The 15,496-nt window shown below is 69.0% G+C and carries 7 protein-coding genes; 4 read left to right on the top strand and 3 right to left on the bottom strand.

Annotated features, from left to right (window positions below; translation table 11 throughout):
* Window positions 1–69: 69 nt before the first annotated feature.
* The 4 genes from KV203_RS00965 to KV203_RS20010 all read left to right on the top strand — a co-directional run bounded on the left by KV203_RS00965 (window position 70) and on the right by KV203_RS20010 (window position 7,946).
* Window positions 70–3,333, top strand: coding sequence for an arabinosyltransferase domain-containing protein (locus KV203_RS00965; protein WP_083529792.1), 3,264 nt, complete (start codon window positions 70–72; stop codon window positions 3,331–3,333).
* A gap of 52 nt (window positions 3,334–3,385) precedes the next feature.
* Entirely contained in the window at window positions 3,386–6,685 is a 3,300-nt protein-coding gene (locus tag KV203_RS00960; protein WP_066467064.1) for an arabinosyltransferase domain-containing protein, read from the top strand.
* Window positions 6,686–6,847: 162 nt separating this feature from the next.
* A complete protein-coding gene (locus KV203_RS00955; protein ID WP_343228059.1) occupies window positions 6,848–7,669 on the top strand; it encodes an SDR family NAD(P)-dependent oxidoreductase in 822 nt (273 codons plus the stop codon).
* Entirely contained in the window at window positions 7,647–7,946 is a 300-nt protein-coding gene (locus KV203_RS20010; RefSeq protein ID WP_169797449.1) for a maleylpyruvate isomerase N-terminal domain-containing protein, read from the top strand. The genes KV203_RS00955 and KV203_RS20010 overlap by 23 nt, the downstream gene beginning before the upstream one ends.
* Window positions 7,947–8,342: 396 nt before the next feature.
* On the opposite strand, the gene KV203_RS00945 is transcribed toward KV203_RS20010, so the two are convergent.
* The 3 genes from KV203_RS00945 to pks13 all read right to left on the bottom strand — a co-directional run bounded on the left by KV203_RS00945 (window position 8,343) and on the right by pks13 (window position 15,484).
* Window positions 8,343–8,714 (bottom strand): cupin domain-containing protein, encoded by a 372-nt coding sequence (locus KV203_RS00945; RefSeq protein WP_066467066.1) that lies wholly within the window; start codon window positions 8,712–8,714, stop codon window positions 8,343–8,345.
* A gap of 195 nt (window positions 8,715–8,909) precedes the next feature.
* Complete coding sequence (locus KV203_RS00940; protein ID WP_066467067.1) at window positions 8,910–10,454, bottom strand: acyl-CoA carboxylase subunit beta; 1,545 nt, start codon at window positions 10,452–10,454, stop codon at window positions 8,910–8,912.
* Window positions 10,451–15,484: a polyketide synthase Pks13 gene (gene pks13, locus KV203_RS00935; RefSeq protein ID WP_218821025.1), complete on the bottom strand. Its 5,034-nt coding sequence runs from the start codon at window positions 15,482–15,484 to the stop codon at window positions 10,451–10,453. The genes KV203_RS00940 and pks13 overlap by 4 nt, the downstream gene beginning before the upstream one ends.
* Between the last annotated feature and the right edge of the window lie 12 nt (window positions 15,485–15,496).

Genomic DNA, 15,496 nt, shown 5'->3' with positions numbered 1-15,496 from the left:
CGCAAGTTCCGGCAAGCCAACTCGTCCCCCAACGTTCGATCCGCCACGCTCTGCCGCGAGGAACACGCCGTGCCCCGGCCGATTACCGCTGTGCTTGGATCAAACGCTGTGCCTGCCGCGCCATCGATCCAACCGCACGTCGCCCGCATTGTTGCGCTGATCGCCGGATTGCTCGGATTTCTGTTGGCGGGACTCACCCCGCTCCTGCCCGTGCGCCAGGAAGCAACCAGCATCGACTGGCCCCAGCCCGGCGCCACCAGCGTCACCGCACCCCTGGTGAGCTACGCACCCCTGAGCTTCGCGGCGACGATCCCCTGTAGCGCAGTAGCCGAACTCGGTCGGGACGGCGTGCTGCTGTCGACCATACCGAAAGCCGCCGGAGCGGCCGCCGCCACGAAGGGTCTGGTCGTGCGGCGGCAGGACGACACCGTCACCGTGGTGCAGCAGGACAATCCACTGGCCACATTCCCGGTGAGTACGGCATGCAGCGCGATCACCATCTCGTCGAACGCCGAGCGCACCTCGGTGGCGGTCGGCGGCACGACCAGCTCGATCGAGGTGACCCGTGACCTGCGACCACAACTGGTCGGCCTGTTCACCGATCTGCCGACGATCCCCGCCGGAATGACCGCACGCGCCGAACTCGACTCTCGATTCAGCTCGTCGCCGAGCCTGCTGAAGCTGATCACGATGCTCGGCGCGCTGCTGGCCACCGCGATCGCGCTGATTGCGCTGCACCGGCTCGACACCACGGACGGTCGCCGAGCCCGGCGCGTGCTGCCGGCGCGCTGGGCCCGGATCACCGGCCGCGATGTCGTGGTCGTCGGCACCCTCGCGCTGTGGCACATCATCGGCGCCAACACCTCCGACGACGGCTACATCCTGACCATGGCCCGGGTTGCCGACCATTCGGGTTACCTGGCGAACTACTACCGCTGGTTCGGCGTACCCGAAGCGCCGTTCGGTTGGTACGACTACCTGTTCGCGGCGATGACGCAAATCTCCGATGCCAGTCCGTGGATCCGGCTGCCGGCCCTGGCCTGCGGGATCGCCTGCTGGTTCGTGATCAGCCGCGAGGTGCTGCCCCGGCTGGGCGCCCGGCTGCGGCACGACCGGATCGCCGCGTGGACCGCCGGGCTGGTGTTCTTGGCGTTCTGGCTGCCCTACGACAACGGGCTGCGGCCGGAGCCGGTGATCGCCCTCGGCGCCCTGCTGACCTGGTGTTCGATGGAGCGGGCGATCGCCACCGGACGACTGCTCCCGGCCGCGATCGCGGTCCTGATCGCGGCGTTCTCCCTGGCCGCCGGGCCGACCGGACTGATCTGTCTGGCCGCGCTGGCCGCAGGCGCCCGCTCGGTCGTCCGGACCATCGCCGCCCGGACCGCGGCCGGCGCTCGTCGACTGGACGTCGCGGCGATGATCGCACCCGGCCTGGCCGCCGGAACGGTCGTGCTGACCGCAATCTTCGCCGACCAGACGCTGGCGACCGTGCGGGAAGCGACCCGGGTTCGCACCCTGGTCGGACCCAACGTCGAGTGGTACGACGAGCGGGTGCGCTGGGACGCGCTGCTCACCATCTCCCCGGACGGCTCACTCGCCCGTCGGTTCGGCGTCTTCGTCCTCCTGTTCTGCCTGGCGCTCGGCTTGCTCCAAGTGCTGCGCAACGGCGGACGCATTCCGGGCACCGCGCGCGGACCGGCGGTCCGGCTGCTCGGTGTCGGGTTCGCTTCGGTGGCCCTGCTGATGTTCACCCCGACCAAATGGACCCACCACTTCGGCGTGTTCGCCGGTCTGGCCGGGGCGCTCGGCGCGCTGGCCGCGGTAGCGCTCGGACCGACGTTGATCCGCTCGGCGCGCAACCGGGCACTGCTGCTCGCCGCCGTCCTGTTCCTCCTGGCCATGTGCTTTACCAGCTCGAACGGCTGGTGGTACGTCTCCAGCTACGGCATCCCCTGGTTCGACAAGCCACCGTCGGTCGCCGGCATCGATGCCTCGACCGTGCTGCTCGGTTGCACCGTGGTCGCGCTGGGCTGGGCCGCCTGGCTGCATCTGCGGACCCAACCGGGCAGTGCCCGATCAAACAACGGTGCCGGATCGAGCAACGGTGCCGGATCGAGCAACTGGACCCGTCGGCTGACCGCCGCGCCGCTCACCGTCGCCGCCGCGCTGGTCGTGCTGTTCGAGGTGGCCTCCTTCGCCAAAGCCGCGATCGGCCAATGGCCCGCCTATTCGGTCGCTTCGGGCAACCTGGCCGCGCTGGCCGGGCGCCCGTGCGGGCTGGCCGATCAGGTGCTCGTCGAGCGAGACCCGAACGCGGCGCTGCTGACTCCGTTGACCGGTACCCAGCGCGACAGCCTGACCGGCGGGCGCAATGTCGGATTCACCCCGAGCGGGGTGGCGAGCGACCTGACCGCCGACGCGGAGAACGCCGCGGCGGGTGGGGCCAACTCGCTGTCCGGGGACCAGCGGACCACGTCGATCACCGCCGCCGGGACCGGCGGCGGGGACACCGACACCCCAGGGATCAACGGCAGCACCGCCGAGCTGCCGTTCGGGCTCGACCCCGCGCGCACTCCGGTACTCGGCAGCTATCAGGAGGGCGAGCAGGCGCAGGCCACGCTGACCACCGGCTGGTACCAGCTGCCCCGGCGTGGACCGCTGCTCACCATCGCCGTCGCCGGGCGGGTCCGGTCGGTCGATGCGGACGGTGTGACGTCCTACGGCCAGGACGTCGTCCTGGAGTACGGCCACCGCGACGGCGGTGAATCGGTCACCCCGCTCGGTTCGATGCTGCCCTACGACATCGGGCCGGCCCCGTCCTGGCGAAATCTGCGGGTCCCGCTGGACCAGATCCCGGCCGAGGCCGATGCGGTTCGGGTGGTGGTCACCGACAACGACATCACCCCGCGGCAGTGGGTGGCGATCACCCCGCCCCGGGTACCGGAGCTGGCCACCGTGCAACAGACGGTCGGCCGGACCGATCCGACGCTGCTCGATTGGCACGTAGGCCTGGCGTTCACCTGTCAACGGCCGTTCGATCATCGGGACGGGGTCGCCGAGGTGCCCCGATACCGCATCATGCCCGACCTCGGCGGCGCCGACGCCGCCAACAAGTGGCAGGACGCGATCGGCGGCGGGCCGCTCGGCTGGGTCCCGCTGCTGCTCCAGCAGACGACCGTGCCCGCCTACCTCGATCACGACTGGCGACGCGACTGGGGCCAACTGATCCGGCTGACTCCCCGGGACCCGGCGGCCGTGCCGGCGGAGCTGTCCGTGCAGGTGGTCGGCCGATCCGGACTGTGGCAACCGGGACCGATCCGAACTTCCGACTGATCCTCGCGCTCGCACCGGGCCCGGAGTTCGGCAGCGACTACCATCGTCAACCGTGTCTGAGGTCGTCGTCGCTCCCCCCGCCGCGCCCGAGCCGGTAGCCAGTCCGCCCGCACCGAGCGACCCACGTCGCGCGCTGCGGACAGCTCGGCTGATCGCTCTGGTCTGCGGCACGCTCGGGGTCCTGTTCGCCCTCGCGACTCCGTTCCTGCCGGTGGTCCAGACCACCGCCACGGTGAACTGGCCGCAGGGCGGCTCGCTCGACGACATCGACGCCCCACTGATCTCGCAGGTGCCGGAGCGGCTGCAGATCTCGATTCCGTGCGCCGAGCTCAACCGGCTGCCGGCCCGCGGCGGCATCGCACTGGCCACCGCGCCCGCCCAGGGCACCGGCGCAACGGTGGAGGCGATGTTCATCCGGGTGGCGGATACCGTCGATGTGATCGACCGCAACGTGGTGGTGGCCAGCGCGGCGCGAACCGACCTGTCCCGTTGCTCGGCACTCACCGTCGATTCGACCATCGACGCGACCACCGCCACATTCGAGGGACTGCGAACCGCGACCGGCGAGCCGGTGCAAGGTCGGCTGGACGGCGACCTACGGCCCCAGGTGGTCGGGGTCTATTCCGACCTGCAGGGCGCCCCGGCACCCGGCTTGTCCTTCTCGATGGTCGTCGACTCCCGCTATTCCTCGCATCCGTCGCTGGTGAAACTGCTCGCGATGATCGGCGCGGTGGCGACCACGCTGCTCGCGCTTGCCGCCCTCGCCCGGCTCGACACCAGCGACGGCCGCGGCCACCGGCGGTTCTTCCCGGCCAGCTGGTTCCGTCCGACCTGGGTGGACGCGGTGGTGATCGGCACCTTGGTGCTCTGGCACTTCGTCGGGGCGAACACCTCCGACGACGGCTATCTGCTCACGATGGCCCGGGTCGCCGGGCACGCCGGTTATATGGCGAACTACTTCCGCTGGTTCGGCGTGCCCGAGGCGCCGTTCGGCTGGTACTACAACGTGTTCGAGCTGTTCAGCCGGGTATCCGACGCCAGCCCGTGGATCCGGCTGCCGGCGCTGATCTGCGGAATTCTGTGCTGGATGGTGATCAGTCGAGAAGTGGTGCCCCGGCTGGGTCATGCGGTGCGCAGCAGCCGGATCGCACTGTGGACCGGCGGTCTGGTGTTTCTGGCGTTCTGGCTCCCGTTCGACAACGGGTTGCGGTCGGAACCGATCGTCGCCCTCGGCGCGCTGCTCACCTGGTGCTCGGTGGAGCGGGCGATCGCCACCGGCCGCCTGCTCCCCGCCGCGGTCGCCGCGTTGATCGGCGCGTTCACCCTGGCCGCAGCGCCGACCGGGCTGATGTGCGTAGCGGCGTTGCTCGCCGGCGCCCGCCCGATCACCCGGATCATCGTGCGCCGACACCGGGAGGTCGGCACACTGCCGCTGCTCGCACCGATCGCCGCCGCGGGCTTGCTGGTGCTGGTCGTGGTGTACGGCGACCAGACGTTCGCCGGAATCCAGGAAGCGAACCGGGTGCGCCGGCTGGAGGGCCCGAACCTGGCCTGGTACGAGGACTTCCTGCGGTACTACTACCTGTTCGTCGAGACGGTGGACGGTTCGGTGTCGCGCCGGTTCGCGTTCCTGACGATGGTGTTGTGCCTGCTCACCACGTTGCTGGTGCTGCTGCGTCGCCGGGTGCCCGGGGTGGCGAACGGGCCGAGCTGGCGATTGCTGGCGGTGGTGTTCGGCGGGCTGTTCTTCCTGATGTTCAACCCCACCAAGTGGACCCACCACTTCGGCGCGTTCGCCGGCATCGCCGGCTCGATCGCCGCACTCACCGCGGTCGTGGTGTCGGCCAACGCGTTACGGTCGCGCCGCAACCGCACGTTCTTCCTGGTCGGGCTGCTCTTCGTGCTGGCGTTGGCATTCTCCGGAATCAACGGCTACTGGTACGTGTCCAGCTACGGCGTGCCGTGGTTCGACAAGCAGGTCACCCTGGGTGGCTACGCATCCAACACGGTGCTGCTGGTGTTGTTCGGGCTGGCCGCGCTGGTTCTGGGCTGGCAGTACCTGCGCGCGGACTACGCCACACCGCCGGCCGCCCACTCCCGCCGCGGCCGGCGGATCGGTTCGCTCGCCGGGGCACCGCTGACCGTCGCTGCCGCGTTGATGGTCGCGTTCGAGGTACTCTCCCTGCTCAAGGGCGCGGTTGCGCAGTATCCGGCGTATTCGCTGGCCCGGTCGAACATCGAGGCGCTCAGCGGCAAGACCTGCGGGCTGGCCGACGATGTGCTGGTGGAGACCGACCCGAACAACGGTCGCCTCACCCCGATCATCGATCCGGCCAATCCGCCGCAGAATCCGAACGACCCGCTCGGTGGGGGCGCGCCGGTCGGCTTCTCGCCCGACGGGATCCCGGACGATCTCTCTGCGGACAAGGTGTCGGTCAAGCCGGGCATGGGCAATACCGTGCAGCAAGGGGTCGGCCCGAACGTCGCCGGTGGGGAGAGTGCCGGGACCGGCGGCGGGACCGGCGAACGCACGGTGAACGGCAGCACCGCGAAGCTGCCGTTCGGGCTCGATCCGAAAACCACCCCGGTGCTCGGCAGCTACCAGCCGAGCCTGCAGGAGCCGGCGCAGCTCACCTCGAGCTGGTACCAGCTACCCCCGCGCTCCGCCGATGCACCGTTGGTGGTGATCTCGGCCGCCGGCCGGATCTGGTCGGTCGACGACACCGGCACCTCCACCTACGGCCAATCGCTGACCGTCGACTACGGCAAGAAGATGCCCGACGGGAGCATCCAGGTCGAGGGCAACTACCTGCCACGCGATATCGGTCCGGCGCCGTCGTGGCGCAACCTGCGGGTGCCGTTGGACGAGCTGGCAGCGGATGCCGACGTGATTCGGATCGTCGCCAACGACCCGAACCTGACCGGTGACCAGTGGCTGGCCTTCACCCCGCCCCGGCTGCCCAAGCTGAGTTCGCTGAACAGCTTCATCGGCAGCACCCAGCCGGTCCTGCTGGACTGGGCGGTCGGGCTGCAGTTCCCCTGCCAGCGACCGTTCGATCATCGCTACGGCGTCGCCGAGATGCCGGACTACCGAATCCTGCCCGACCGCCCGCTGGCGATCAGCTCCACCGATACCTGGCAGGCGGCCGAGTTCGGCGGACCACTCGGGTTCACCGAGATGATCGCCTCGTCCAGTACCGTCCCGACCTATTTGAAGGACAACTGGGCCCGCGACTGGGGCTCGCTGGAGCGCTACAACCGCTACTACCCGTCGGCGAAACCGGCACAGATCGAGACCGATGAGACGACCCGCAGCGGGTTCTGGACGCCCGGGCAGATCCGCGCGTCCTGAGCGTGACGATCTCGGCGCTCAGTGCGGTCGGTAGACGTCGGCCCGGAGTGGAATCCGGATGACGATGCGTCGGTCGGCGTCGAGCCTGATCAAGACCCGGTAGGGCAGCGGCGGCGGTTCGCCTCGGCGATCCTGCCCGCGTGGGCACGCAAGAGTCCGCAGATGTCGGCGGAGGCCACGTCCTCGGTGCGGACCGGCACCCTCGCCCAGGTCATGGCGACCCTGCGGCCGAGTATGGATCGGCGCGCAAGAGAATGGAGAACAGGTTTCGTGACGAACTCCAGAAGCGTCGTTGTCAGCGGCGGGGGTTCCGGAATGGGACGCGCCATTGCCGAAGCGTTTGCTGCTGCCGGCGACAGCGTTCTGATCCTCGGCAGGCGCGCCGACAAACTCGCCGAGGTTGCCAGTTCCACCGGCGGACGTCACGTAGCTTGCGACCTTTCGAACGCCGAGGACGTCGCGGCCGCCGCGGAGTCCTTCGACAAAATCGAGGTGCTCGTCAACTGTGCCGGTGGCAGATCGCGCCGCAAAGGCCGCGACCTGGGAACCATCCGCCAGCGGTGGACCGACGACTTCGAGACCAACGTGCTGACCGTGGTGCTGCTCACCGAGGCGGCATTCCCACACTTCGCGCCGGGCGCCCGGCTTATCACGATCGGTTCGATTGCCGCGTGGCGTGGTAACGACTCGTACGGCGCGGTCAAGGCGGCCCTGCACGGATGGAACCATGGGGTAGTACCGCGGATGGCGGCAATCGGCGGTACCTCGAACATCGTGGTTCCGGGATTTGTCTCCGGCACAGAGTTTTTCGGTATCGAACTCACAGAAGCCGATCTGGCCCGGCGGGCTGGCGAGTCGCTACTCGGGCGCGTCGGCCAAGTCGACGACATCGTCGGGATGGTCACCTACCTCGCCTCGCCGGCGGCCGGTTTCGTGACTGGCCAGATCCTGGGGGTCAACGGTGGCGCAGTCCTGGGCCGCTGACATCCGCAAACGGCACGGCGACTACGTCGAGCTGTACCGTGCCGAAGTAGTAGCACTGCTGGCAACGCTCAGCAGTGTGGCCGATGCCGACCTCGACCTGCCGCCGCGATGCTGCGGCTGGACCGTCCGCGATCAAATAGCCCACCTTGCGGACATCGACGAAGTCGCTGCTCACACCGTGCGCGGAGGTCAACGCTCCTTTGAGCGGATCGCGCCAGCCGCCCGACGCCGACGCGTTCACGCGCAGCGGCTGCGATCGCGGCGGCACGATGCCTAGGCCACGGTTGCTGGATTGGTCGCGGACAGCGTCGAGCGAATGCGTCTCGACATTGGCGGACTGCTCAGGTGTTCGACGAGTACGGTCGGGATTTGATTGCAGCGCAACATAACTCGCGATAGGCCGCACGCTCGAGTATTGGGCTCATCGCGGCGACATACGGAATGCGCTGGGGATCGACACGCCGGGCAGCACAGCGGGCGCTACGTGCATCGCGGAACTATCGCTGGCAACGCGCCGTTGGACGCAGCTCGCAGAGTGCATCGATTCGGTGACGCCGACGCGATGCATGTGGTGCAGGGAGCGCTGCACGACTGGGCCTCACTTGCGAACGTTCTCCTGCAGCAGTACTCGGCTCGCCTACGGCAGGTACTTCATCGACGCCAATGCGGCCGGTCAGGTTGCGGAGCGGTAATGGTCGCCCTCGACACGCACCGGAAACGGCGGCACCGTCACCGAGACGTAGCTGAGCGTCATCTCGCCGCCGTTGAAGATCGCGTGGCTGGCACCGGGTGGCACGTAAACCATTTCACCAGTGGCTACTTCCATCGTTTCATCACCGACGGTCATCTGCCCCTTGCCGGCGATGATCACGTAAATCTGTGTGCTGACCGGATGGACGTGGTCGGATTGTCGGCTGCCGGGAGCGGCGGTGACAACCGTGATCGACATCGGCGTGTCGTCCGAGGGCAAGCCGAGCAACAGATGCGAAATCTGTCCGTTGCCGCGCTCGTTGCGAGGAACATCGCCGACTCGGCGCACCAACATCGCGATCCCTTTCCGTTGCTCTCAGCCCAGCTAGCGGCCCTTCTCCCTCACCCCAGCATCCATCCTGCGCTTAGACATAGGCGATGAGCCCGACGACGACAGCGTCGTCGAGTTCGCGGGTTGCGGTTGTTCAGCGGGCTGAGAATGCCGCGCCGCCCAGTCGGCAGTCCGGTCGACTACGCGCCGACAACCTTGTCAGATCGGCATCAACATGTGCTTACGCCCGAGATCCGTGGCCTGCTTATCGCGTAGCAACCGCAGCGCTTGCCGGATCTGCAGCCGGGACTCGTGCGGCTGGATGACCGCATCGACGTAGCCGCGTTCGGCCGCCGTCCAGGGGGTGGCGACATGGTCGTAGTAGTAGTCGACGAGCTGCTGGCGTACTTCTTCGCCCCGCTCCCCGGCGGCCTCGATCTGCCGCCGCCCGATGACGGCGATGGCGCTCTGCGGACCCATCACGGCGATCCGCGCGGTCGGCCAGGCCAGGTTGATATCGGCGCCGAACTGCTTGGAGCCCATCGCCGCGTAAGCGCCGCCGTAGGCCTTGCGCACGTTCAACGTCACCATCGGCACCGACGCTTCGGCCACCGAGAAGAAGAACCGGCCGCCGCGCCGGATCACCCCGATCCGCTCCTCCTCGACGCCCGGCAACACGCCCGGCGTGTCCACCACGAACACCAGCGGGACCTGGAACGCGTCGCAGATCCGGATGAACCGCGCCGCCTTGTCCGAACCCCGCGCATCGAGCGCGCCGGCGAGCACCAGCGGCTGATTCGCCACCACGCCCACCGTGCGCCCGTCCACCCGGGCGAACCCGGTGATCAGGTTGCGTGCGTACTGACCGTTGTATTCGAGGAAATCGCCGTCGTCGAAGATGCGGAGCAAGATCTCGTGCATGTCGTAACTTGCGGTGTCGCTGTCCGGAATGATCGCGTCGAGCTCGCGATCAGACGCAACGATCTCCGGCTCCAGCCCGGGGTTGACGATCGGCGCCACCTCGTGGCAGCTCGACGGCAGGAACGTCAGATAGCTCCGGGCCCACGCGTACGCTTCGGCTTCGTCCTTGGCCAGGTGCTGGATGTTGCCGTTCTCGGTCTGGCTGAACGCACCGCCGAGTTCGTCGATGCTCACGTCTTCGCCGGTCACCGCCCGGATCACGTCCGGCCCGGTGACGAACATGTACGAGTCTTCGGTGGCCACGATCGTGTCGGTCGCCACCGTCGGCGCATACACCGATCCGCCGGCGCACTTACCGACGATCACCGACACCTGCGGAACCTTGCCGAGCAGCTGCTTGTGCGCGACGCTCATTCGCGCGTACCAGGACAGCGAGGTGACCGCGTCCTGGATCCGCGCGCCGCCCGAATCGTAGATCCCGACCATCGGACAGCCGACCCGGCCGGCCAGGTTGACGATGTTCTCCACCTTGCGGCCGAACATCTCCCCGACCGTTCCGCCGAGCACGGTCTGATCGTGCGAGAACACCGCGACCGGCCGGCCCTCGACCGTGCCGTGCCCGGTGACCACGCCGTCGCTGTAGAGCGCGTTCGGATCGCCGGGTTGCCGCACCAGCGCGCCGATCTCGACGAAGCTGCCCGGGTCGAGCAGCATGCCGATCCGTTCGCGCGCACTGGGAATGCCCTTTTTGGCCCGCTTGATGATTCCGGCCTCACCGGCTGGTTCGGCGGCCAGTGCGAGCCGCTTTTCCAGCTGGGCCAATTTGTCGGCAGTGGTGCTCATCCGCGGCCCTCCGGCACGATCTGGGCGAGTCGGCGGGTGAGATCCGCGCCGATCTTCGCAACGTACGGCTCGTCCACGATCTGCACGTGATCGCCACCCACGTGGATGATCTCCAGGTCGGCGATGTAGCCGTCCCAGCCCCCGTTCGGCGCCCGATTCCGGTAGACGGGTTCCAGCTCGATCATCCCGTCGTGGTAACGGTCGGCCAGGTACAGCACGGCCGCGCCGTCGTATTCGGAGGCCGATACATTGGCCAGCGCCCGGCTGTCGATCCAGGATTGCCGCTCGTGTTCGATCATGCTGACCGGCACATTGGCCCCGCTCATCTTGACCAGATCGGTAATGATCTTGACCTGCTCCGCCTCGGACGCCTCGGCCAGCTGATCGACCGGGATGGCGTCCTGATCGATCCCGTAGGTGCGGGCGGCGAATGCGGCGTAGCGCTCGAACCGCTCCCGATTCGCTGCCGGCCCCTGCGCCGGTCGCTCGGTCGGCAGCGCCAGATCGATCATCCCGACCAGCTGCACGTCGGCCCCCTCGGCGCGCAACAGCTTGGCCACGGTCAAGGCCAGCACCCCGCCGAGCGACCAGCCGTACAGCACGTACGGACCGTCGCCCTGCAGCTTGCGCAACGCCGGCAGGTACTGCCGGGCCCGCGCTTCGATCTCCCCGTCGACCCGCTCGAAACCGTACATCGGCGTGGCCGCGGGCAGCCGTCGCAGCAACGGTTCGTACACCGTGGTGGTCGAGCCGGACGGATGGAAGACGAACACCGGAACGGCGGCCGAGCCGGCTTCGGGCGCGCGCAGCGTGCGGACGAACCCGTCCAGGTCGCTGCTCTCCATCAGGTTGCGTACCTGGTCGGCGAGCTGCTCGATCGTCTCTGCGTCCAGCACGTCGTCGACGGTGATCTCACCTTTGGCCCGTTCGGACAGCCGGGCGGCCAGCTTCTCGGCGACCTCCTCGGTCAGGATCGGCAGCGTGTTGCGGACGCCCTTCGCCGACTCACCGGTGACCACCGCCCAGGTGGCGAACGTCAGCCGTTCGGCCGGATCGCGTGGCGGAACGTTCCCATCCCCGATCGGCGCGGGCTCCGGCTCCGGCTGAGCCTCGGCGGCAGCCGGCTCGGCAGCAGCAACCGGCTCCGCAGCGGCGGCGGACTGTTCGGTGATCTGCTCGGCTTCGGCGATCACCGAGGTGTCCTCGTTGTCCAGCCGCTCGGCTACCGCTTCGGCATCGGCCGCCGCGGCTTCCTCGGCCGCCACCTTCTCCGCAGCCTGCTGCTCGGCCAGCGCCTGCACCTCGTCGCGATGCTCGATGGCGTACCGCAGGTACTTGCCGACGTCGATCAGGTTCGCGTCCCGCACCGCCTGCAACTGCAGCTGCGGGATGTCGAACTCGTACTCCACCCGGTTCTTGATCCGCATCGCCATCAGCGAGTCCAAACCCAGCTCGATCAACGGGATCTCCCGCGGGATGTCCTCGACCGCGTAACCCATCGACTCGGCGACGATCTCGGCCAGCCGATCCTCGGGCGTGATCGGTCCGTCCGGGTCCCACTTGCCGCCGAACGTGTCGACCACTTCCAGGTCCGCCGGCCGATCCGATCCCGCCGGCGGGGCCGGCCGATCCGGGTCCGCCGGCAGCTGTTGCGCGAGTCCGGCCGGCGCGGCCGCCGCCGGGTCCGCCGCGGCCTGATCGGTTCCGGCGACCACCGCCTCGTACACCAGCCGGAACTCGTTGCCGACCCGCGCGTGTACCTGCGCCGACGCACCGCCCAGATGCGGGGTGATCGTGGTGGTCAAGGTGCCGGCGCGCGGTAGCTCGCCGTAGGTCACCGCCGGGCCGGCCGCAGCGCCGACGAACACCTGGCCGGCAGCCGCCAGCACGAGGGTGTCCGGGTCGGGAACCACGGCCGCCTGCACCTGGAACACGTGCCGCCCGTCCGGCAACGCGACGTGCGCGCCGGGCATCCGGGCATCACCGGAAATCGACATCCGGGAATCGATCCAATACCGCTTGCGCAGGAACGTGGTGCGCGGGATAGGCGCGTATCCGCCCGGCCCGGCCAGTGCGGCCAGGTCGACCTGCTGCCCGGACACGTACAGCTGCGCGAGCGCCGACCGCATCGCCGCGACTTCGTCTTCCTTGCGCTTGAGCGTCGGAACCAGCCGGGCGTCGTGCGCGCCGGCCGCGAACGTGGTCCCGGCCACCTGCATCAACGCCACCGAGTGCGGCGCGAGCTCGACGAAGGTGGTGTGTCCGGACTCGACCGCGAGCCGAATCGCGTTGGTGAAGTACACCGACCTCCGCATATTGCGGACCCAGTAGTCCACGTCGTGCACCGGGCCGCTGCCCGGCCGGTAGTACGTCGCCTCGTCGACCGTCGAGTACAGCCCGACGCGCAGTGTGCGCGGTTCGATCCCGGCCAGCTCGGCCGCGAGTTCACCGAGCAGCGGGTCCATGTGCGAGGTGTGCCCGGCACCCTTGGTCTGCAGCACCCGGGCCAGCTTGCCCTCGGCCTCGGCGCGCGCCACGATCGCCGCGACGTCGGCTTCCGGCCCACCGATCACGGTGTGCGTCGGCGCCGCATACACCGCGATCTCCAACCGCGGGAACTCGGTGAGCACCTCGGTGATCTGCTCGGCGCTGTATTCGACGACGGCCATCCGGCGGATGTCGTCATCGGTGACCATCGCCTCGCCCTCGCCCATCAGTCGCGAGCGCGCACAGATCACCCGGACCGCATCGGCCAGGTCCAAGCCGCCGGACAGATACGCCCCGGCTACCTCCCCGAGCGAATGCCCGACCACCGCAGCCGGCTCCGCGCCGTAGTGCCGGAACACCGCGGCGAGGCCCAGCTGACAGGTGAAGATGCCGACCTGGGACGTCCCGACATCCCAGTCCTGGGCATCGTCGAGATACAGCTCGGTGACGCTGTATCCGGCCTCGTCCTGAACGAGTGCATCCACCTCGTCGACCGCCCCGCGGAACACCGGGTCGGCCTGATAGAGCTGCTTGCACATCTTGCGGTGTTGCGCACCGAATCCGGACAGCACCCACACCGGCCCGAGCGCGTCCGGCGCGGTCGCGCCGACCACGCTCGGATGGGCCTTGCCCGCGGCAACTGCGCGCAACCCGGTGATCGCCTCGGCGTGCGTGTTCGCCAGCACGACCGAGCGGGTCCGGCCGTGGCTGCGCCGGGCCAGCGAACGGGCCACGTCGGCGAGCGGCGCGGCGCTGCCGGCCTCGGTCTCCAACCAGTCGGCCAGCTCGGCAGCCGTGCGACGCAATCGGGACGGCACATAACCGGACACCGCGAGCAACAACGGCGGGGCACCGGCGATCCCGGCCGCGGGCGCCGCCGGAGCGTCGTCCGCCGTCACCGAATCGGACCCTGCCGAATCGACCGTCACCGGATCGGACACTCCCGGATGGGACGCCGGCCGGTACTCCTGCACCACGACGTGCGCGTTGGTGCCGCCGAAGCCGAATCCGGACACCCCGGCGACGGCACTGCCGCTGTACCGCGGCCAATCGGTCTGCTCCGGGATCACCTGCAGATGCGCAGCGGCGAAGTCGATGTACGGGTTCGGGCCGGTGTAGTTGATCGAGGGCGGCAACGTATCCGCTTGCAGCGACAGCACTACCTTGGCCAGCGACGCCGCACCCGCCGCGGACTCCAGGTGACCGAAGTTGGTCTTGGCCGAGCCGAGCAATGCCGGGCGGTCCGCGGCTCGGCCCCGACCGACCACTCGGCCCAGCGCATCGGCTTCGATCGGGTCGCCGATGATCGTCCCGGTGCCGTGCGCCTCGATATAGTCGACGGTCGACGGCACGATCCCGGCGTCGCGATACGCCGCGCGCAGTACGTCCACCTGGGCATCCGGATTCGGCGCGAAGATCCCGTTCGAGCGGCCGTCGGAGTTGACCGCCGAACCCTTGATCACCGCGAGCACGGTGTCCCCGTCCCGTTCGGCATCGGTCAGTCGCTTCAACACCAGCAGACCGCCGCCCTCGGACCGGACCATCCCGTCGGCGTCCTTGGCGAACGCCTTGATCCGCCCGTCCGCGGCCACCGCGCCGACGCTGTCGAAGCCGAGGGTCACCATCGGCGCGATGAGCGTGTTCACCCCGCCGGCCAACGCCACGTCCGCCTCGCCACCGCGGAGCGCCCGCACCGCCTGGTGCACCGCAACCAGCGCGGACGAGCAGGCGGTGTCGATCGCGACCGACGGACCACGGAAGTCGTAGAAGTACGACACCCGGTTCGCCACGATCGAGGTAGCCGCACCGGTCAGCGCGAACGGGGTGTCGCCCATCTTCGGGTTGAGCGCGGACAGCAACGAAAAGTCGTGCGACGACGAACCGAGGTACACCCCGACCTGGCCGCCTTTCAGGCTGCTGGCCGGAATGCGGGCATGCTCGAGCGCTTCCCACGCCAGTTCCAACGCCAACCGCTGCTGCGGATCGACCTGCTCCGCCTCGGTGCCGGAGATGGCGAAGAATTCCGCGTCGAAGCTCTGCACGTCGTCGAGGTAGCCGCCGCGGGTATTGCCCTTCGCCACCGCCTCGGCGATCGCCGGTTCCGAGGTGAACTCGGCCCACCGCCCGGGCGGCAGGTCGGTGGTGCCGTCGCCCCCGGAGATCAGGAATTCCCAGGTGCTCTCCGGGGTCTCTCCGGCCCCGGGGAACCGGGTGGACAGTCCGACGATCGCGATGTCGTGCGAGCTCGGGTCACCGACCGGTGCGGCGGTGTAGTAGGAATCGTCCGCGGTCTCCGCCGGCGGTTCGGGCTCGCCCTCGACGATCCGCTCGGCCAGCGACGCGATGGTCGGATGCTGGAACACGACTGTGGCCGGCAGCACCACTCCGGTCAGATCCTCGATCTCACCGCCGAGCGCGATGGCATCGCGCGATGCGAGGCCGAACTCTTCCATCGGCCGGTCCACGGTGATCGCCTCGACCGGCTGGCCGGTGGCAGCAGCGACCCATCGGCGCAGCCACTCCCGCATCTCGGCAACCGTCATCTCGGCAGGTTT

Source organism: Skermania piniformis (assembly GCF_019285775.1).
GTDB classification, from domain to species: Bacteria; Actinomycetota; Actinomycetes; order Mycobacteriales; family Mycobacteriaceae; genus Skermania; species Skermania pinensis.
The sequence above is the reverse complement of the archived record's forward strand: the minus strand, read 5'-3'. Positions and strand labels throughout refer to the sequence as shown.

Excerpts from the sequence above, each read along its gene's own strand:
- KV203_RS00955 (WP_343228059.1), top strand. The coding sequence starts at position 6,848 with ATGTCGGCGGAGGCCACGTCCTCGGTGCGGACCGGCACCCTCGCCCAG.
- KV203_RS00945 (WP_066467066.1), bottom strand. The coding sequence starts at position 8,714 with ATGTTGGTGCGCCGAGTCGGCGATGTTCCTCGCAACGAGCGCGGCAAC.
- KV203_RS00940 (WP_066467067.1), bottom strand. The coding sequence starts at position 10,454 with ATGAGCACCACTGCCGACAAATTGGCCCAGCTGGAAAAGCGGCTCGCA.
- pks13 (WP_218821025.1), bottom strand. The coding sequence starts at position 15,484 with ATGACGGTTGCCGAGATGCGGGAGTGGCTGCGCCGATGGGTCGCTGCT.